The organism is Dorea sp. OM07-5 (assembly GCF_003481355.1).
GTDB lineage: Bacteria > Bacillota > Clostridia > Lachnospirales > Lachnospiraceae > Dorea_D > Dorea_D hominis.
In genome coordinates this window covers 48,321-67,696 of the sequence record NZ_QUKZ01000017.1, presented here as the reverse complement: position 1 = coordinate 67,696, position 19,376 = coordinate 48,321, and the positions used below count along the sequence as shown (strand labels likewise).

19 protein-coding genes and 1 pseudogene are annotated in these 19,376 nt (G+C 42.5%); 1 reads left to right on the top strand and 19 read right to left on the bottom strand.

All coding sequences use genetic code 11. The annotated features are described in order from the left end of the window. Positions 1-141: 141 nt before the first annotated feature. The 5 genes from radA to ald all read right to left on the bottom strand — a co-directional run bounded on the left by radA (position 142) and on the right by ald (position 6,129). Positions 142-1,497, bottom strand: coding sequence for a DNA repair protein RadA (gene radA, locus DXC04_RS13365; RefSeq protein ID WP_118661197.1), 1,356 nt, complete (start codon positions 1,495-1,497; stop codon positions 142-144). Positions 1,498-1,600: 103 nt separating this feature from the next. Continuing rightward, positions 1,601-2,014, bottom strand: a complete 414-nt coding sequence (locus tag DXC04_RS13360) for a hypothetical protein (RefSeq protein ID WP_021861357.1) — start codon at positions 2,012-2,014, stop codon at positions 1,601-1,603. 56 nt (positions 2,015-2,070) lie between these two features. Continuing rightward, on the bottom strand, positions 2,071-4,515 hold the full coding sequence (locus tag DXC04_RS13355; RefSeq protein ID WP_021861356.1) for an ATP-dependent Clp protease ATP-binding subunit: 2,445 nt from the start codon (positions 4,513-4,515) through the stop codon (positions 2,071-2,073). Continuing rightward, entirely contained in the window at positions 4,512-4,895 is a 384-nt protein-coding gene (locus tag DXC04_RS13350; protein ID WP_021861355.1) for a GntR family transcriptional regulator, read from the bottom strand. The genes DXC04_RS13355 and DXC04_RS13350 overlap by 4 nt, the downstream gene beginning before the upstream one ends. Before the next feature lie 118 nt (positions 4,896-5,013). Then, positions 5,014-6,129, bottom strand: coding sequence for an alanine dehydrogenase (gene ald, locus DXC04_RS13345; protein WP_118661196.1), 1,116 nt, complete (start codon positions 6,127-6,129; stop codon positions 5,014-5,016). A 287-nt stretch (positions 6,130-6,416) separates the two neighbouring features. Between ald and DXC04_RS13340 the strand changes: the two genes are divergently transcribed. Beyond that, positions 6,417-7,274: a MurR/RpiR family transcriptional regulator gene (locus tag DXC04_RS13340; RefSeq protein WP_117538417.1), complete on the top strand. Its 858-nt coding sequence runs from the start codon at positions 6,417-6,419 to the stop codon at positions 7,272-7,274. A gap of 175 nt (positions 7,275-7,449) precedes the next feature. Here DXC04_RS13340 and purD read toward each other — a convergent pair whose 3' ends face one another. The 14 genes and pseudogenes from purD to DXC04_RS13275 all read right to left on the bottom strand — a co-directional run bounded on the left by purD (position 7,450) and on the right by DXC04_RS13275 (position 19,376). After that, positions 7,450-8,724: a phosphoribosylamine--glycine ligase gene (gene purD, locus DXC04_RS13335; RefSeq protein ID WP_021861352.1), complete on the bottom strand. Its 1,275-nt coding sequence runs from the start codon at positions 8,722-8,724 to the stop codon at positions 7,450-7,452. Positions 8,725-8,739: 15 nt separating this feature from the next. Beyond that, positions 8,740-9,366: a phosphoribosylglycinamide formyltransferase gene (purN, locus tag DXC04_RS13330; RefSeq protein ID WP_117538416.1), complete on the bottom strand. Its 627-nt coding sequence runs from the start codon at positions 9,364-9,366 to the stop codon at positions 8,740-8,742. Continuing rightward, complete coding sequence (purM, locus tag DXC04_RS13325) at positions 9,360-10,385, bottom strand: phosphoribosylformylglycinamidine cyclo-ligase (protein WP_117538415.1); 1,026 nt, start codon at positions 10,383-10,385, stop codon at positions 9,360-9,362. Before purM ends, purN begins: the two co-directional genes overlap by 7 nt. 23 nt (positions 10,386-10,408) lie before the next feature. Beyond that, positions 10,409-10,918, bottom strand: coding sequence for a 5-(carboxyamino)imidazole ribonucleotide mutase (gene purE / locus DXC04_RS13320; RefSeq protein ID WP_021861349.1), 510 nt, complete (start codon positions 10,916-10,918; stop codon positions 10,409-10,411). Positions 10,919-10,960: 42 nt separating this feature from the next. Continuing rightward, the gene (locus tag DXC04_RS13315) at positions 10,961-13,009 is read right to left on the bottom strand and encodes an aminopeptidase (protein ID WP_118520665.1); all 2,049 of its coding nucleotides are present in this window, start codon (positions 13,007-13,009) and stop codon (positions 10,961-10,963) included. Beyond that, positions 13,010-13,354 (bottom strand): DUF6142 family protein, encoded by a 345-nt coding sequence (locus DXC04_RS13310; RefSeq protein ID WP_021861347.1) that lies wholly within the window; start codon positions 13,352-13,354, stop codon positions 13,010-13,012. It lies immediately after the preceding gene. After that, positions 13,338-13,802, bottom strand: coding sequence for a VanZ family protein (locus DXC04_RS13305; protein WP_021861346.1), 465 nt, complete (start codon positions 13,800-13,802; stop codon positions 13,338-13,340). Before DXC04_RS13305 ends, DXC04_RS13310 begins: the two co-directional genes overlap by 17 nt. A gap of 32 nt (positions 13,803-13,834) precedes the next feature. Further along, positions 13,835-13,987, bottom strand: coding sequence for a hypothetical protein (locus DXC04_RS15740; RefSeq protein WP_021861345.1), 153 nt, complete (start codon positions 13,985-13,987; stop codon positions 13,835-13,837). A 17-nt stretch (positions 13,988-14,004) separates the two neighbouring features. Beyond that, the gene (pyrE, locus tag DXC04_RS13300; protein ID WP_021861344.1) at positions 14,005-14,685 is read right to left on the bottom strand and encodes an orotate phosphoribosyltransferase; all 681 of its coding nucleotides are present in this window, start codon (positions 14,683-14,685) and stop codon (positions 14,005-14,007) included. Between the two features lie 178 nt (positions 14,686-14,863). Beyond that, positions 14,864-15,268 (bottom strand): annotated as a pseudogene (locus DXC04_RS13295) (sugar transporter); the annotation flags it as partial. 114 nt (positions 15,269-15,382) lie between these two features. Beyond that, positions 15,383-16,285, bottom strand: a complete 903-nt coding sequence (locus tag DXC04_RS13290; RefSeq protein ID WP_021861342.1) for a dihydroorotate dehydrogenase — start codon at positions 16,283-16,285, stop codon at positions 15,383-15,385. After that, positions 16,285-17,070 (bottom strand): dihydroorotate dehydrogenase electron transfer subunit, encoded by a 786-nt coding sequence (locus DXC04_RS13285; RefSeq protein ID WP_021861341.1) that lies wholly within the window; start codon positions 17,068-17,070, stop codon positions 16,285-16,287. The genes DXC04_RS13290 and DXC04_RS13285 overlap by 1 nt, the downstream gene beginning before the upstream one ends. Before the next feature lie 11 nt (positions 17,071-17,081). Further along, positions 17,082-18,002, bottom strand: a complete 921-nt coding sequence (pyrF, locus tag DXC04_RS13280; RefSeq protein WP_021861340.1) for an orotidine-5'-phosphate decarboxylase — start codon at positions 18,000-18,002, stop codon at positions 17,082-17,084. 78 nt (positions 18,003-18,080) lie between these two features. After that, positions 18,081-19,376: a dihydroorotase gene (locus DXC04_RS13275; RefSeq protein WP_021861339.1), complete on the bottom strand. Its 1,296-nt coding sequence runs from the start codon at positions 19,374-19,376 to the stop codon at positions 18,081-18,083.

The following is a 19,376-nucleotide window of genomic DNA, read 5'->3' as shown; positions in this document are numbered from 1 at the left end:
TTTCTTTGTTGTCTTCCGTGTGACATCTACGCTTCTCAGGTTTGCCTCACGCGACAGCTATATTAGAATACCACTACAATTCATAATTGTCAATAATGTTTTTATAATTTCTTCAATTCCGAATATTCTGATAATTATTTCTTACAATAAGTTCATCGTCTGATTTACACTTTTTACGCCAATTACTTCTATTCCTTCTACTTTACCAATTGATTTCAACGACACTTCCGGGACCACGCACACCTTGAATCCAAGCTTCTTAGCCTCTACAACTCTCTGTTCAGGCATGGTTACTGCACGCACCTCACCACTGAGCCCAACTTCACCAAACACAATCGTATCTTCACTTACAGGACGATTTTTATAACTTGACGCAACTGCCATTATAATTCCAAGATCTACTGCCGGCTCATTCATACGGATTCCTCCGGCAATATTTACATACGCATCATACCCGGATAACGGCAATCCGACTCTTTTTTCCAGAACCGCCATCAGCAGATTCACTCTGTTATAGTCAATTCCTGCTGCCGTTCTTCTCGGCATTCCAAAGTTACTTTTACAAACCAGCGCCTGAATTTCCATCAGCATTGGTCTTGTCCCTTCCATTGCACAGGCAACAACCGATCCCGATGCATTTTCCGGTTTGCCGCTCAACATAAATTCTGACGGATTCTCAACTTCTACAAGGCCTTCTTTTCTCATTTCAAACACGCCAATTTCATTCGTGGAGCCAAATCTGTTTTTTACTCCTCGAAGTATTCTGTAAGAAGCATGTCTGTCCCCTTCAAAATAAAGTACGGTATCTACCATGTGCTCCAGAACTCTTGGTCCTGCAACTGTACCTTCTTTTGTCACGTGACCGACAATAAAAATCGCAATATTCATACCTTTTGCCAATTGCATAAATACGTTCGTAGATTCCCGCACCTGCGAAACGCTCCCCGGCGCCGATCCAATCTCTTCATTGTACATTGTCTGTATAGAATCAATCACTACCACATCCGGCTTTTCCCGTTCGATTGCCGTCTGGATCAGATTCAGACTTGTCTCACATAACAGATAAAGATTTTCTGAAAATTCACCCATCCTGTTCGCACGCAGTTTTATTTGTTTCAGAGATTCTTCTCCTGAAATATACAACACCTTTTTATTCATTGCAGAAAGTTTCTGACAAACCTGTAAAAGTAATGTCGATTTACCAATTCCTGGATCTCCGCCAACCAGGACCAGTGATCCTGGCACAATTCCTCCGCCAAGCACCCTGTCCAGTTCTACCAGTTCTGTTTTCATTCTCTCATCTTCGTCTGTTGTCACACTCGACAAAGTTACTGCCTGTACCTGTTTTTCCCCCGAACTTTTCTGTCCTTTTATCGATACTACCTTTTCTTCTGCAAATGTATTCCATTCCTTACACATCGGGCACTGCCCAAGCCACTTTGACTCTTCATGCCCACAGTTCTGACAGAAATATACACTCTTCTTTGCTTTTGCCATTCTAACGCTCCTACAATTTGGTAAAAAAAGAGCTGCTCTCTCGCAGCCCTTTTTGACTTTTCTGTTTCACTTTGTTTCCATCAATATCAATAATCGGTCGGGATTATTTTTTAATGATCTTAACTTCCATCGAACGCTCTGGTTCCAGTTCAGCGCTGACGCTCAGCTTACCACTCAGATTCGTCTTCATATCTCCAACATTCACATCATCCAGATATACTACATACTCGGTATCTGCCTCCAGTTCCAGTGTAAACTGAACATCCTGCATTGCTGATACAGAAAATGTAACGACTTGTTCAGATGCATTAAAATTCGTAACTGCTGTTCCCGGTACGGATTCATATACGAACATTTCGTTCTTCTCCAGTTTGGTAATCTCAGAAAATGTCTTTACTTTGTAAATGTCTCCCTGAAATTCAAAACCGTCCAGTTTGGTCTTACTCCCTAATGTATAATCTCCAAAGCTTAATGTTCCATCATTCTCAGCTCTTAATAATTCTTTCACAGCTGCCATTTCATGTGTCCTCCTACAGTTCTTCTTTCGTATCCCTATTATATATCAAAACATTTTTATTTTGTAGCTTTTGGGATAAATTTTATTTCTTTTTTAGACATTCCGACTACTATTTCGGAGTCTTTTTTTACTTCTCCATTCAGAAGTGCTTCTGCCAGCGGTTCCTCCAGCTGGTTCTGTACCGCTCTTCTGAGCGGTCTTGCACCATATTTTTGATCCATTCCCGTTTCTGCAATATACTCTTTCACAGATTCACGGATCGTCAGTTTAATTCCAAGCTGTTCTTTCGCACGCTTCGTAAGTTCGCGGCACATCATTCCGACAATCTTCTTGATCTCTGCTTTTCCAAGCGGATGGAACACGAGAATCTCATCAATACGGTTCAAAAATTCCGGGCGGAAGATCAGTTTGATCTCACGCATGACATTATCTTTCATCCGCTTATAATCATCGGCCGCATTTTCCTTCACATTAAATCCAAGCTTCTTCGGATCAATGATTGCCTGTGCTCCGGCATTCGATGTCATAATAATCACGGTATTACGGAAATCTACTTTTCTTCCTTGTGAATCTGTAATATGTCCATCATCTAAAACCTGTAACAATATATTAAATACATCCGGATGCGCTTTTTCAATTTCGTCGAACAATACAACCGAATATGGATGTCTGCGCACCTGCTCGCTCAACTGACCACCATCTTCATGCCCGACATATCCCGGTGGAGATCCGATTAGTTTTGCCACGCTGTGTTTTTCCATATATTCGGACATATCTACCCGGATCATAGACTCTTCACTTCCAAACATTGCTTCTGCCAGCGCTTTTGAAAGCTCTGTCTTTCCTACACCAGTTGGTCCGAGGAACAAGAATGAACCGATCGGGCGGTTCGGATCTTTCAAACCGACACGTCCACGTCTTACTGCCTTTGCCACCGCCGTAACGGCTTCTTCCTGACCGACTACACGTTTATGAAGCGTTGCCTCCAGCTTCTTAAGTCTCACGCTTTCTTCTTCCTTAAGTCTGTGTACCGGGATCTTTGTCCATTCAGCTACAACATCTGCAACATCATCTTCTGTGACAGTAAATTTACTTTCCTTATTCTTCCGCCGGAAGCGCTCCTGCGTCCGTTCTAATTTCCTCTGGATCTGCTCTTTTTCCTGGTTCTTCTCTCTGGCTTCCGACATATCACCGCTGCGGATCGCATTTTCCAGATCTGTCTTTACTTTTACAAGACGTTCCTCCAGATCATATACAGATGCCGGTGCCTTGAATCCACGCAACCGTACTTTCGCGCACGCTTCATCAAGAACATCGATGGCTTTATCCGGCAAAAAGCGATCACTGATATAGCGCTCAGATAACTTCACCGCAGCATCCAGCGCTTCTTCATCAATCTCTACCTGATGATGCTTCTCATAGCCGGCTCTTAATCCTTTTAAAATCTCTGTGCACTTCTTCTCATCCGGCTCTTCAATCGTAACCGGCTGGAATCTGCGCTCCAATGCAGCATCTTTCTCTATATATTTGCGATATTCAGAAATCGTTGTTGCACCAATAAGCTGCAGTTCTCCTCTCGCAAGCGATGGTTTTAAAATATTAGAAGCATCCATCGCACCTTCTGCGCCGCCTGCGCCAATGATCGTATGCACTTCATCCAGAAATAAAATGATATCTCCAGCATTCTCTACTTCACGAATCAGCCGTTTCATACGTTCTTCAAATTCTCCGCGGTACTTCGTGCCTGCAAGCATTCCCGCAAGATCCATCGTATAGATCCGCCTGTTCTTCATACTTTCCGGAACAATTCCTGCAGCAATTCGGGCTGCAAGACCTTCGATCACTGCGGTCTTTCCTACACCCGGTTCGCCGACTAGGCACGGATTGTTCTTTGTTCTTCTGCTTAAGATCTCCATCAGACGCTCAATCTCTTTCTCTCGTCCGATCACCGGATCTAATTTGCCTTCTTCTGCACGCAGTGTCAGATCTGTTCCATACTGATCCAGCACGGAATCCTTTCTTCCACCTGCATCTGCTGCCATATCCTCCATCATCTCTCTCGGATCAACACCGGATACAAGCCAGATATCCTGCGATATCTTCTGCAGACTGATATTTAACGTCTGCAATATTCTTGCCGCCACACAGTCTGCATCATGCACAAGCGCAAGGAGCATGTGTTCTGTTCCTATCTTATCTGCATGCACGCGCACTGCTTCTATCTTACTCTCTTCTAACACAAATTCCAATCTTGGACTGTTCTTAATACTTCTGCTGTCAATCGTCTGTATACCTGCAACCGGAGTTACAAGTTCATTAATAACCTGCACGAGACGTTCTTCATCCACACGGTTCATTGCCAGCACCTGTCCTGCAACACCTGTAAATACTTTCTGTAATGCAAGCAGTAAATGCTCAGTTCCTATATAAGGATGATGCAGCTCCTTCGCAATTGTCCTGGACAGGCGAAGCGCCTCTTTTGCCTGTTCTGTATAAATCATTCTGTCTTTCCTTTCCCGTATTCATCAAAAATCTCATCAACCAGAGTATGAACTTCTTCTCTGGTTATATTCTTACAGCATCCCTTTGCCAGAAGGATTCTTAACTGTTCTTCCAACTTCAGAAGCGCTCTCGCTTTGTCTACGTCAATGGCGATCACAGCACCTCGTCTGCGGTCAAGCTGTATAAAGCCTTCCTGCTTTAAAATAGAATATGCCTTGTTCACCGTATGCATATTAATCCCTATATTGTCCGCAAGACGTCTGACCGACGGAAGCGTATCACCTTCTTTGATCATCTCTGTTGCAATTCCCATAATGATCTGGTTCTGCAACTGTACATAGATTGCTTCATCGCTGTTAAAATCAACTTCTATCAGCACATTATCACCTTTTTCATTTTGTTATACAACCACTATAACACAATTAAAGAGAGCTTACAATAAAAACTGTAAGCTCTCTTTCGCAACTTTGAAGGAATTAAGTTTGGAAATTTCTCTCTTATACGAGTGTATGGATATCTGCATATTCGTAGCAGTCATAACTGTCTGCAACGTTCTTACATGTCAGTTTTCCATCGTATGTATTAATTGCTGAGAAAATCACTTCGTTATCTTTACAAGCCTGCTCCAGACCTTTTCCTGCAATCTGAAGTCCATAGCTTAATGTTGCATTCGTAAGCGCAATTGTAGATGTTCTCGGAACTGCTCCAGGCATATTTCCTACACAGTAATGTACGATTTCGTCTTCAATAAAAATCGGATCATCATGATACGTAACTTTTGTTGTCTCACCGCATCCGCCCTGGTCAACTGCCACGTCAACAAATACAGCACCTGGTTTCATCTCTTTTAAATATGCTTTTTTAAACAGCTTCGGTGCAGATTTACCAGGAATCAGAACAGAACCGATTACAAGATCTGCCTCTTTTACTGCATGTTCGATATTGGAATCATTAGATGCAAGTGTCTGGATTCTTGCTCCAAAAATATCATCCAGATATGCAAGTCTCTTTAAATTGATATCAAGGATTGTTACATTGGCACCCATACCTACTGCGATCTTGCATGCGTTCGTTCCTACAGAACCACCGCCTAAGATTACAATATTAGCCTTTGGTGTACCTGGAACACCTGCCAGGAGAACACCTTCTCCGCCAAAACGTTTTTCGAGGTATTTCGCGCCTTCCTGAATACTCAGACGGCCTGCAATCTGGCTCATCGGTGCAAGAAGCGGAATACTTCCATCACGCTCGATCAATGTCTCATATGCAACGCCTTTTACTTTTCCATTCAGGAGTGCATCTGTCTGCGGTTTGTCCGCTGCCAGATGTAAATATGTATAAAGAATCAGGCCTTCATGGAATAATGGATATTCTTCCGGAAGAGGCTCTTTTACTTTGATCATCATCTCAACGGTGTCCCATACTTCTTTTGCAGAATCAATCATGATTGCGCCCGCATCTTCATACTCTTTGTCTGTAAAGCCGGAGCCAACCCCTGCGCCTTTTTCGATATAAACTTCATGTCCTGCATTTTTGTAACTCTTTACATTGTTAGGGGTCATACCTACACGAAATTCATTGTTTTTGATTTCTTTTACGCATCCAACTTTCATTTTTACTACCTCCTGTTTTACTGATGTCGTTTCTTTTTAGTTTCCGGGATAATATTTTTCATCTTTCTTTTTTTATGAAGAATATTATTCATTTATCTCTAAAATTATACTAACACAAGCCTTTCTATTATGCAATAAAAGTTATTTATTTCACGAAAGTTTTATTTCCGTTAATAATATGTCAATTGTACCGACAATTGCACTTGCATATTTAGGCTTTTCATGATTAAATTTAAGTTAGAAATATCTCATTTCTATTTATATGTAAAAAAACTGAGGAATAGACTATGAAAGAACTAAGAGAAACAATACATAATGCAACTCTGACAAAAACGCAGAAGCTGATTGCCAAATATGTTCTGGACAATTCAGCCGATGCCTGCTTTATGACTTCAACGGATATCGCCGACACTCTTGGCGTAAGCGAATCTTCTGTCGTACGGTTCAGCCGCTCTCTGGGTTACAGTGGATTTATGGAATTCCAGAAATCCCTGCGAAAGGATTATCAGGATAAAGTGCTGAGCATTTCCAGCTCCATTACTGTACCTTCACAGCGAGTTGCCAAGCAGGCAAAATTGGAAACTAATTCAGATTATATTAAAAGACATTATAAAAATACAACGAAAAATCTGGATACTATTTTTTCGCAGAATGCAACTTCTGCTTTTGATGAAGCTGCAAATATTATTATCAACAGCAGACACAAATATATCGTTGCATCCCGCGGCAATGCATGTCTGGGCGATTATTTTCTTCTGTACCTGAAGCATATGGTACGCGGAGTGGAAAGCACTTCTTCCGCTTCCATCAGCCCGATTGATCATATGTGTAATATTTCGAAAGAGGACTGCCTGATCGTATTCAGCTTTCCAAGGTACTCTTCCATGGATAAACTTGCTGTACAGATGGCATGTGATGCCGGCGCACAGATTATTCTTTTCACAGACAAGCCAAGTGCACTTCTCGCACCTTATGCCACTGTTCTGATTACAGTTCCGGTTGACAGCAATGCTTTTTTCAATTCTCTTGTCGCACCACAGTTTGCATGTGAAGCACTGCTTGATACGATCAGCCACCATGTGAAGGGCATTGAGAAGCGGCTGAAAAAAATCGACCAGTACTTAAGTGAGCTGGGCACATATTGATATGTTTAACGTCAAAACACGCTCTGTGAGTTTTATTCGTTGATTAGCGGTCGTCAGATGCCGCCATAACAAGAAGCCAGCTTCCGGTTAGCGGATGATGTATCCTGATACAGAGACACATCATCCGCTAACCGGAAGCTGGCTTTTATGTTTTTAATAAATACTATATTTTATTTTACATTGCATCGTCAATCGCTTTACCGATATCATGACGCATATATTTGTTTGCAAATTCTACCCATTCTGTTGCTGCATAAGCATTTGCACGGGCTTCTTTTAAATCTTTTCCTTTTGCAGTAATTCCAAGAACACGTCCTCCGTTTGTGACAATCTGTCCATCGTTTTCTTTCGTCCCTGCATGGAAACAATAATATCCGTCTGCATCATCGAATTTTTCCAGACCGTGGATTGGAATTCCTTTTTCGTATTTGACCGGATATCCATCACTTGCCAGAACGACACATACTGCTGCATTGTCTTCAAACTGCAGATCTACCTGATCAAGCGTTCCATCTATGCAGGCTTCTACTACTTCCAAAATATCATTCTTCATACGTGGCAGGACAACCTGTGCTTCCGGATCTCCGAATCGGGCATTGTACTCCAACACTTTCGGACCAGCTTCTGTCAGCATGAGTCCGAAGAAAATCACACCTTTAAATGGTCTTCCTTCAGCTTTCATGGCATCAACCGTTGCCTGATAAATATATTTATTACAGAAATCTTCTACCTCTTTTGTGTAGAACGGGCTTGGCGAGAATGTACCCATTCCGCCGGTATTAAGTCCTGTATCTCCGTCTCCTGCACGTTTATGATCCTGTGCAGAAGTCATTGTCTTAATTGTATTTCCATCTACGAAAGAAAGGACAGAGACTTCACGTCCAACCATGAACTCTTCAATCACCATTTCGTTACCGGCAGAGCCAAATTTCTTATCCAGCATAATCGTCTTCACGCCTTCTTTTGCCTCTTCCAGTGTATTGCAGATCAGTACACCTTTTCCGAGTGCCAATCCGTCTGCTTTTAATACAACCGGCATCTTTGCTGTCTTCAGATAATCAAGTGCCTTATCCGGATCTGTAAAATTCTCATAAGCAGCCGTTGGAATATTGTATTTTTTCATCAGATCTTTGGAAAATGCTTTTGAACCTTCCAGAATTGCTGCATTCTTTCTTGGTCCGAATGTACGAATACCTTCTGCTTCCAGCGCATCTACCAGTCCGCCTACCAAAGGATCATCCATTCCGACGATAACGAGATCGATGTCCTTTTTCTTTGCAAAAGCTACAATTTTGTCAAATTCCATCGCTCCGATTGGCGCACACTCTGCAATCTGTGCTATTCCTGCATTCCCCGGAACACAGTATATCTTATCTGCCTTCGGACTCTTTGCTACACAATAAGCAATTGCATGTTCTCTTCCGCCACTACCTACGATCAATACATTCATCTTCTCGTCCTCCACTTATTCATTCACTGTTGCAATTCTTTCTGTCACACTTACTTTTCCATTAGCGATCAGGTCAATCGCTCTTGGCAGGATCTGCCACTCTGCCTGCTCCATCACACGTCGCTGAAGTATCTGCGGAGTATCTCCATTCTGTACTTCCACCGCTTTCTGCAGGATGATCGGTCCTGTATCAGTTCCTTCATCCACAAAATGCACGGTCGCGCCGACCACTTTCACACCTCTTGCAAGTGCCGCTTCATGTACTTTCAGTCCATAATATCCAGTCCCGCAAAAAGACGGGATCAGAGACGGATGTATATTAATGATACGGTGTTCATATTTACGGATCATCTCCGGTGGAATTACAACCAGAAATCCAGCCAGCACGATAAGATCCGGTTCCATCGCATCAACCACATCAAGCAGTGCCCTGTTAAATTCTGTTCTGTCTGAAAACTGCTTAGGTGAAATACACTGTGCAGCAATACCATTCTCCTCTGCCCTTGTCAGTGCATATGCATTCTGATTATTGCTGATCACACCTGCAATCCGGGTATTTGTAATCTTGCCGGAATGAACTGCGTCAATGATCGCCTGAAGATTCGTTCCTCCGCCGGATACCATTACAACTACATTTAGCATAAGGTAACTCCTTTTTCTCCTGCTTCAATATGTCCTACAACATACGGTTCATCTCCTGCTGCCTTAATTGCTTCCATTGTCTTATCAACATCTGCCGGATCAACTGCAACGATCATACCCAATCCCATATTGTATGTATTGTACATCATCTGCTCTTCAATATCGCCTTTCTCAGCAAGCAGTTTGAAGATTGGTGGTACCGGATAGCTGTCTTTTTCTACAACTGCATGCATACCGTCAATGAGCATACGAGGAATATTTTCATAAAATCCACCACCGGTAATATGGCTGCAGGCTTTTACTGTTACACCGACATTTTTCACATTCTTTAAAGCTTTTACATAGATTCTTGTCGGAGCAAGTAACGCCTCTCCAAGCGTCTTGCCAAGTTCATCATAATAAGTATCCAGAGATTCTTTTGTCATCTCAAAAACTTTGCGGACGAGAGAAAAACCATTACTGTGTACACCGCTGGACGCCATACCAATCAGTACATCGCCTGCTTTTAAATTCTCCCCTGTGATCATATCTTTCTTATCGCAGACACCAACTGCAAAACCAGCCAGATCATAGTCATTCTCCGGCATAAGTCCCGGATGCTCTGCTGTCTCTCCACCAATCAGCGCCGCCTCTGACTGAAGGCATCCTTCTGCAACACCACTTACGATTGCTGCGATCTTCTCCGGATAATTCTTGCCACACGCAATATAATCCAAGAAAAATAACGGTTCTCCACCTGCACATGCAATATCATTGACACACATTGCTACTGCATCGATCCCGATCGTATCATGCTTGTCCATGACCATGGCAAGTTTCACTTTTGTTCCACATCCATCTGTTCCGGATAAGAGCACCGGCTCTTCCATCTCTTTAATCTTTGTAAGAGAAAATGCTCCTGAGAATCCTCCCAGTCCGCCTAAAACTTCCGGACGCATTGTTTTCTTTACATGCTCCTTCATCAGTTCTACTGATCTATAACCTGCCTCAATATCGACACCAGCTTTTTTGTAATCCATAACTCGTCTCCTTTGTGTATGTTTTATTTATTTAAATATGCTTCGTATCCGATTTCATCCAGTTTTGCAGCTTTTGCCTGTACTGTCTCTTTCATCTCTGTTGTATAAGCTTTAAGCTTTTCAAGAAGCTCTGCGTCTGAAACTGCAAGAATCTTAGCTGCAAGAATTGCTGCGTTCATACCACCATCAATTGCTACTGTGGCAACCGGGATTCCAGGTGGCATCTGTACAATTGAAAACAGTGCATCTTCACCCGCCAAGTTCTTACCTGACATCGGCACTCCTACAACCGGCATCGGGAATAATGCCGCACACATTCCCGGAAGATGTGCTGCCATACCTGCACCTGCTATGATTACTTTAATTCCTTTTCCTTCTGCGGATTTCGCCCAGTCGAAGAAAACATCTGGTTCTCTGTGCGCTGAGATAATCGTCATCTCATAATCAATCCCTAATTTTTCCAACATCGCTGCAGCTTTGCTCATTACTTTTAAATCCGAGTCGCTGCCCATCACAATTCCTACTTTTGGCATTTTTCTCTTCCTTTCTGTTCTTCTACTATTGAAAATATTACATTATTTATCTATATTTTTCAATGGCTCATTTAAAATCTCCGTACCCGGCAGAACAAACCTTCCATGTTCCAGAAGTAAAATATGACCGCCGTCTTTTTTATTTACTTCGATCTTTCCAAGTTCTTCGTACGGAATGGTAATATCTGTATGGCAGTGATAGTACGCCTTTCCCAAATCCTCTTTTCTCTGGATTGAGACCGAATTATCTCTTGCTATGATTTCTTTCCCATTTGGATTGTAAACCGCTATATCCTCACACCAACTATAGCAGGTATCCCCCACTGCAAAATGTGGTCCCATCTTCTCTGCGATCAGAATCGGCATTTTATCCTCAATGCCATATTTTTTTGCCGCCTGATAAGCAGTCGTATTTGTTCCGATTGCGAATTCTCCAAGTGCCAGTGTGTCATGACGATACAAAACATTATCCCGGATATATTCCTTATTCTCCAGCTCGCGTTCGAAATTGCTACACCGGTAATCTGCAACCATTCCATTGGAAAATGTAATTTCCAGATCTTTGTACTGTAACTCATTCAGATAAACTTTGCTCACATGCAGTACACCGTTTGTTCCTTCCAGTACCGGTGATGTAAATACTTCTCCCACCGGAATGTTCACATCAGCAACACAGTTTTCAAAAATTGTCTCTTTTTCCGGATCACTCAGCGTGTGTAGCTGTACAGTAAGGTCAGTACGGTTCCCATTTTCCCCGCAGATATGCACGGACTCTCCTCGGTCCAGTGCATCGATCAGTGTCTGCTGAACCTGTTCATACAATCCCGCATCCAGCGTATTGATCCGGATAATCTCCTGGAATATCTCCTCGTAATCTTCTCCGATCTCCGGCACCGGATACGCAATGATCGTAAAACTTCTCTCATCTCCCGGAATATAAGTGTTCGTAAGCCGACTCTGACGTCCGTCAAAAAATACGGACAACTCCTGCTGTTTCTCGCTTAATTTCAGAGCTGTTTCTTTCTGCTCCGGCACAAACGGAACTTCTCCAAACATCTCTATGCATGCCGGTCCTGCAAAAGCTCCCGCTTCTTCTTTCAGATGTTCGTAAGTAGTCGCGATCACTTCTAATTTGCGTTCCACAAATTTCTTATCCAAAAATAACGCCTGGTCATTTCTGTGATCATACTCATATTGTTTATTTGCAATAGCTCCATAGTATCCAATCTTCAAATGCTGTCTCTTCGTCAGCATGCTGACACCACTCCGGTAAATAACCGGCTTAAGCCCCATTTTATCAAAATTCTCAATTGCTTTTTTGACAACACGTTCAAAGCCTAATACATAACGGATATTGACCGTCTTTTTCTTAGACAGATCTTTTCCGGTATTCACAAAACCGATCCGGTATCCTTCTGTGTATACATCTGCCATCTTCTGAATTGTTGTTTCATCCAGTGACAACAGATATTTTGCAGTTGTCAGCTCACTGTCACTGATATACTCTCCAAAGCGATACAGATAACGAAGATCTGCAAGATCACTTCCAAGGATTAGATCTGCTGCAAAAGACTGTGTAGCATCTACCTGCTCATGGATGCGGTCTGCCACAAAAACATCACAGTAATCGCTGGCGTACCAGTACAGGATCTCCTTTAACACATGTGGCTCCGGCATTTCTTCTTCCTCGAACTGATTATATACCTCTATAAAAAGTTCAAACAGAATATCTAAATATTCTGTTTTCTTTTCATATACATACACGATTGCTGCACGTATTTCCGCATACAGCGCACTGAGTGTGCTTCCATACGCTTCTCCAAGCTGCGCCACCGCATAATCCGGATTTGCATAGCTCTCCCGGTAATGTTCCGGAAGGATATCGCTGTAAAGCTTCTTGTTCCATGCAGCCAGTTCTTCTATCTGCATCCCATCAAATGTATGATCCTCTATTTTCTTTTTCGTCCCATCAATAAGATGAATAAATTCCGCAACTTTTACAAAATAGTCACGGAACTTCACATCCACCGTTCTTTCTTCCTTAATATCGCCAATTCTGTCTACCACCAGATTGTATCTTTCTTCCACCATCTAAACAAGCCCCCTGATAAATATTGCGCACATGCCAAGGAAAAGTGCGCTGCAGACTGCAATTCCCACTTTGCACGTAATGTAATTTTTATCTCTTTCTCTCAGTCCTGTAACGCCCTGATAAATGCCATATCCTGCCATCACCATAGTAAACAGTCCTGCAAAACCGACCAGGATATTTACATTTCCTTTTAAACAAAATGAAATCCAGATCATAAAAACCAGAAGCAGAAATGACAGCGCTGCAAGTATACATGATTTCATTCCTTTTCTGGAATGTCTCCTTGGTGACTGTCCGAATCTGGTCCGCATCATTTTTCTTTTCTGTTTATTTTTTACGACCATGTATCCTCCTTAGTGCCACACAGATGATAAATATCAGATATCCTGCCACACCGCCAAGCGTATTAAGCAACAGATCATCCACATCAAAACATCCGACTTTCGTGATCAGCTGAAAACTTTCAACGCACAAGCTCAACCCGAAACTGTAAAACAATGTAGCCAGAAAACTTCTGTGTTTGCTTGCCATCGGCATAAAAAATCCAAACGGAATAAAAATCACAACATTTCCAAACAGATTCGTAAATGTTGCAAACATGCCTACCTGATCCCGATAATACCAGAATCTTTTAATTTCTTTAAATAATACGAGATTATAATGATACTCCTGCATCTGACCGGTACGTCCGTACCAGTCAGAAAAAAGCAGGAAATAGATAATAAAAATAATATATAATACGAATAATATCTTCCCTAATATACGAATTCTCTTTCTACTGCCCGAATTCACTTTGTACACTCCCCTTATTTATCTGTCCATGCTTAAAATGTAAGCTTCTTCTTCTCTTTCAGCAGACGGGCACCGCTAATGATCGTAATAATTCCCGTGACAACACCTACCACTGCTACGATAACTCCAACTGCAATATTAGAAACTCCTGCAAAAGTCATGGATTTATATATCTTCTCATTCATAGTGAAATCCTCCGTTATTATTTCGCTCCATATTGTTTATAATATGCGTCAATTGCTGCTTTTAATGTATCATCGATCACAATTTTTCCGTTACACTCTTTGTTATACAGACACTCTGTAACTTCTTCCATTGTAACGATCGCTGCAGTATCGAATCCGTACAAGTCTTTGATCTCGTCGAGTGCGCATTTTTCTCCGCCTTTTCCAACCTCCATACGGTTTAAAGAAACCATAAGTCCCACGATTGTAACATCAGCGGCGCCTTTTACCTTAGGAACTGTCTCTTCCATGGATTTACCGGATGTTGTAACATCTTCGATCATGATCACACGGTCGCCGTCTTTTAATTTGCTTCCAAGAAAGCTTCCTTTATCTGCACCGTGATCTTTCTCTTCTTTTCTGTCAGAGCAATAACGTACTTCTTTTCCATATAATTCACTGTATGCAATTGCAGTTACAACCCCAAGTGGAATACCTTTATATGCCGGTCCGAACAACACATCAAAATCATCTCCGTATGTATCATGGATTGCTTTTGCATAGTATTCTCCGAGTTTCTTAAGCTGGGAGCCTGTCACATATGCTCCTGCATTCATAAAGAAAGGGGACTTTCTTCCACTCTTTAATGTAAATTCTCCAAATTTCAGCACATCGCTTTCTACCATAAATTTAATAAATTCCTGTTTGTAGCTCTCCATCTTTCTATCCTCCGTATGAATGAGCAGTTTTGCTCTTACAGTTCTGCTCTTATTTTTTTAGATTATACTAAATAATAACACAATTTTTCTTTACAGGCAACGTGTGGAAAACGCGACACAAAAAAAACTGCCGTACGCGAAACGTACGACAGTTTTCTTACATCCCTTTTTAATACTAGACTGGCAGTTCAAGATAAATATCTTTTCCTTCTTTGATAGAAATAACTACCTTTCCATGTTTTACAGTCACTGCTGCACCTTCTACATTCACTTCCGGAGCAACTGCAGCTTCTTCTGCCGGTGCTTCCTCAGCCGGTACTTCTTCTGTAACTTCTTTGATTCCTTCTACGTTGTCTACAGTAAGTGGACAGAGAGAATCACTTGTCTTTGTAAGTTTTGCTCCCAGTACCTGCTCGATTGTAAGACATCCATCCAGATTTAATAATCCAGAATCTACTAATTCATCAAAGATTGCCGGATCTTCCAGGTTAGCCGGTTCAATTGTAATTCCACCTTCTGCTCTGCAGCAAAGAACTGCAGGGTCTTTTGCATGCGCTTTCGCTGTTTCAGCTGTAATTGACATACTTCATTACCTCCTACATTTACATCTTCTTTTAGTATAAAGCTGTCCTCCGGCAAAATCCAATTGTTTTTTTGTATGGTATTTATTGTTTTTTTCTATATTTCGACATCCGTTTTATTTTACAATCCCTACCATATCCGAAACTTTATCAAAGCCATTCTTCTCCATATATGCACGGATTCCGTCAACCACTTCTTCTGTGATATTCGGATGATAGAAATTCGCTGTTCCTACAGAAACGGCACTTGCACCCGCAAGTAAAAATTCAATCGCATCTTCCGCCGACTGGATCCCCCCCATTCCGATGATCGGAATCTTCACTGCCTGTGCTGCCTGATAAACCATGCGCACAGCAATTGGATGCACGATTGGACCTGACACGCCCCCGGTCTTATTTGCAAGTGCAAATGTTTTTCGGTTAATATCAATCTTCATTCCTGTTAATGTATTGATCAGAGAAATTGCATCTGCACCGCCTGCTTCTGCCGCTTTTGCAATCTCCGTAATATCCGTTACGTTCGGTGTCAGTTTCATGATAACCGGCTGTTTTGCAATCTTCTTGATCTGGGCAGTCAGTTTTTCTACATGACCGGCATCCTGTCCAAAAGCGAGAAAGCCTGCATTTACATTCGGGCAGGAAATATTGATCTCCATCATGTCGATCGGTTCATCTGCAAGTCTTTCTACAACTGCAAGATACTCTTCCGGTGCATGTCCGCAGACATTGACAATAATCTTTGTATCGTATTTTTTAAGAAACGGGATATCTCTCTCGCAGAACAGCTCAATTCCCGGATTCTGTAATCCGATTGCATTCATCATGCCGCCGTATACTTCTGCTACACGCGGAGTCGGATTACCGGACCACGGTACATTTGCCACACCTTTTGTTGTTACTGCACCTAACTTATTCAAATCTACAAAATCGGAAAACTCTTCTCCTGATCCAAACGTTCCGGATGCTACAGTAACCGGATTCTTCCATTCTACTCCGGCAATATTCACTCTCATGTCCATTAGATTTCCACCTCCGTAGAAAGAAATACCGGTCCGTCTTTACAGATCCGTTTGTTATGTACATTGCTGTGTGCATCTTTTTCTTTTGATTTGCAGACGCACGCCAGACAGGCACCGATTCCGCATGCCATCCGTTCTTCTAAAGATATATAACATTCAATCTGATTTTCTGCTGCATATGCTTTGATCGCACGAAGCATCGGAGCCGGTCCACAAGCGTAAATAATCTCTGCTTCCAGAGCTGCTTCCCGGATTGCATCCATAACATTGCCCTTTGTTCCTACACTTCCGTCTTCTGTTGCAATATAAACTTCTCCGTTTGCTTCAAACTCTTCTCTCAGAAATGTCTGCGCATCCCGGTAACCGACAATGATCCGCTTCTTTTCACATTCCATTTCCTTAGCAAGCTGTAAGATCGGCGGCACTCCGATTCCTCCACCCATCAGAAATACTTTTTTCCCTTTTGCTTTCTCAAGCGGAAATCCATTGCCAAGAGATCCAACAATATCAATTGTATCCCCCGCCTGCAGTTTTGAAAACTGCTCTGTACCTGTGTTTTCTCCGGTTACCCGGTATACTACACGAAGTTTCTCACTCTCACGGTCTATCTCACAAATACTGATCGGACGCGGCAATAATTTACCTGCGTCATTTGTATACATGGATATAAACTGTCCCGGTTTTGCATTTTTTGCAGCCTTTGTCTGAATCCACATACTGTATATACCGGCAGCCAGCATCTCCTGAGAGATGACACGTGCCTGTTCTTTTTCCATTTTAGCCATTTATTTTCTCCTTAACCAAGTGCTCCTTTGATATCTGCAACCATGTCTTCTACTGCTGCTCTGGATGCATCTGCAAAATTCTCTGCTCCGAATTTTGCATATTTCTCCTGCTTGTATGCAGCGATGATTCCTCTGGATGAGTTCACGATCGCACCGAGTCCGTCTTCGTTAAAGAAGTGTACAAGATCTTTTCCTTTTCCACCCTGTGCACCATATCCCGGAACAAGAATGTATGCTTTCGGCATGATCTTACGCAGTACTTTACCCATCTCCGGATAAGTTGCTCCAACAACGGCTCCTACATAGCTGTATTCGTCTCCCATTGCTTCTGTGCCCCATGCGGCCACTTTCTCTCCAACCAGTTCATAGAGCGGACGTCCGTCGATCTTCTGATCCTGGAATTCGCCACTGGATGGATTGGATGTTTTAACCAGCACGAAGATTCCTTTCTTCTCTTCTTTACATACATCCAGAAATGGATTCACACCATCAGATCCAAGATATGGATTCACTGTTGCAAAATCTTCATCAAATGCTGCATAGCTCTTGCTTCCGACTGCAACTTTTCCAAGATGTCCGACTGCATAGGCTGCGGATGTTGATCCGATATCGCCACGTTTGATATCTCCGATCACTACAAGTCCTTTCTCTTTGCAGTAATCTACAGTTTTCTTGAATGCCTGCATTCCCGGAATGCCAAACTGCTCATACATGGCAATCTGCGGTTTTACAGCCGGGATCAAATCATAAGTATTATCTACGATTGCTTTGTTAAACTGCCAGATTGCTTCTGCTGCACCTTCCAGCGTCTCTCCATATTCAGCAAATGCTTTTTTCTGTACCTGCTCCGGAATATAATTTAACATCGGATCAAGCCCTACTACGATCGGTGCCCCTGTCTTCTTAATGTTTGCTACTAATTTGTTGATCATCCTCTTATTCCTCCTATATTCTCTGTACTGTTACACATCGTAAGATACTCTGCCCTAACACTTGCATGCTGTTGCATACTACACCTTTCTGGTATCCTGATACTCATATACGATTTCACCATCCGCCAGTGTATATTCTACCCGGCCGTATACTTCTCTTCCGTCAAACGGTGTGTTCTTCCCTTTGGAAAAGAATGTATTCTTATCAATCTTATAGTTAGCATCCGGATCAAAGATTACAAGATCCGCAATCTTTCCTTCTGCCACTGCTCCTTTTTCAGTAAGCCCCAATATCTGCGCCGGATTATAACTCATCTTCTCTGCCATGTCCATAATACTGAGCACGCCTGTCTTCACCAGTTCTGTATAAGTAAGCGCTGCCGAAGTCTCCAGACCTACGATACCAAAAGATGCTTTCTCAATGGAACGGTTCTTCTCTTCTTCAGAATGTGGTGCGTGGTCTGTAGAAATCACATCCATAATTCCATTCTTAAGTCCCATGCGGAGCGCTTCAACATCTTCTCTGCTGCGCAGCGGCGGATTCATCTTGAAGTTTCCATCATCTTCTTTGATATCATCTGAAGTCAGTATAAAATGATGCGGACATACTTCTGCCGTTACCGGAAGTCCTTCTTTTTTCGCCATCTCTACCATCGTCACACTGTCCTTTGTAGAGCAGTGGCACAGATGCAGACGTACGCCTGTCTCTTTCGCCAGCAGGATATCTCTTGCAACGATCACATCTTCTACAGAGTTTGTGATTCCCTTAAGTCCGAGACGCTTCGCATTCTCATCTGCATTCATCACGCCTCCTTCGACCATGGTAATGTCCTCGCAGTGTGCAAATACACTGATTCCTGCCTTCTTCGCTTCTTTCATCCCTTTACGGTATAAAGATGCATTCATTACAGATTTGCCGTCTTCACTGATCGCATGGCATCCTGCCGCTGCCATTCCTGCAATATCAGCCAGTTCTTTTCCTTCCTGTCCACAGGTAACTGCGCCAAGCTGGATAACATGTGCCGGTGATTCTTTCACGGCTCTTTCATGCACAGCTTCTACTTTCTCCCGGCTGTCGATCACCGGTTTCGTATTCGGCATCGCACAGATTGTCGTCACACCACCGTGTACCGCCGCTCTTCCGCCTGTCTCCAGTGTTTCCTTGTATTCCAGTCCCGGATCTCTGAGATGTACATGCAGATCAATAAATCCCGGCAACACATAAGTTCCTCTTGCATCGATCACTCTGTCCGCTTTCTCATCGATCTTCTCTGCAATTTTCTGAATTTTCTTTCCTTCTACCAACACATCGTATACTCCATCTTTTTTTGTGAGTGGATCTACAACATGTCCATTTTTAATTAAAACTGTCAT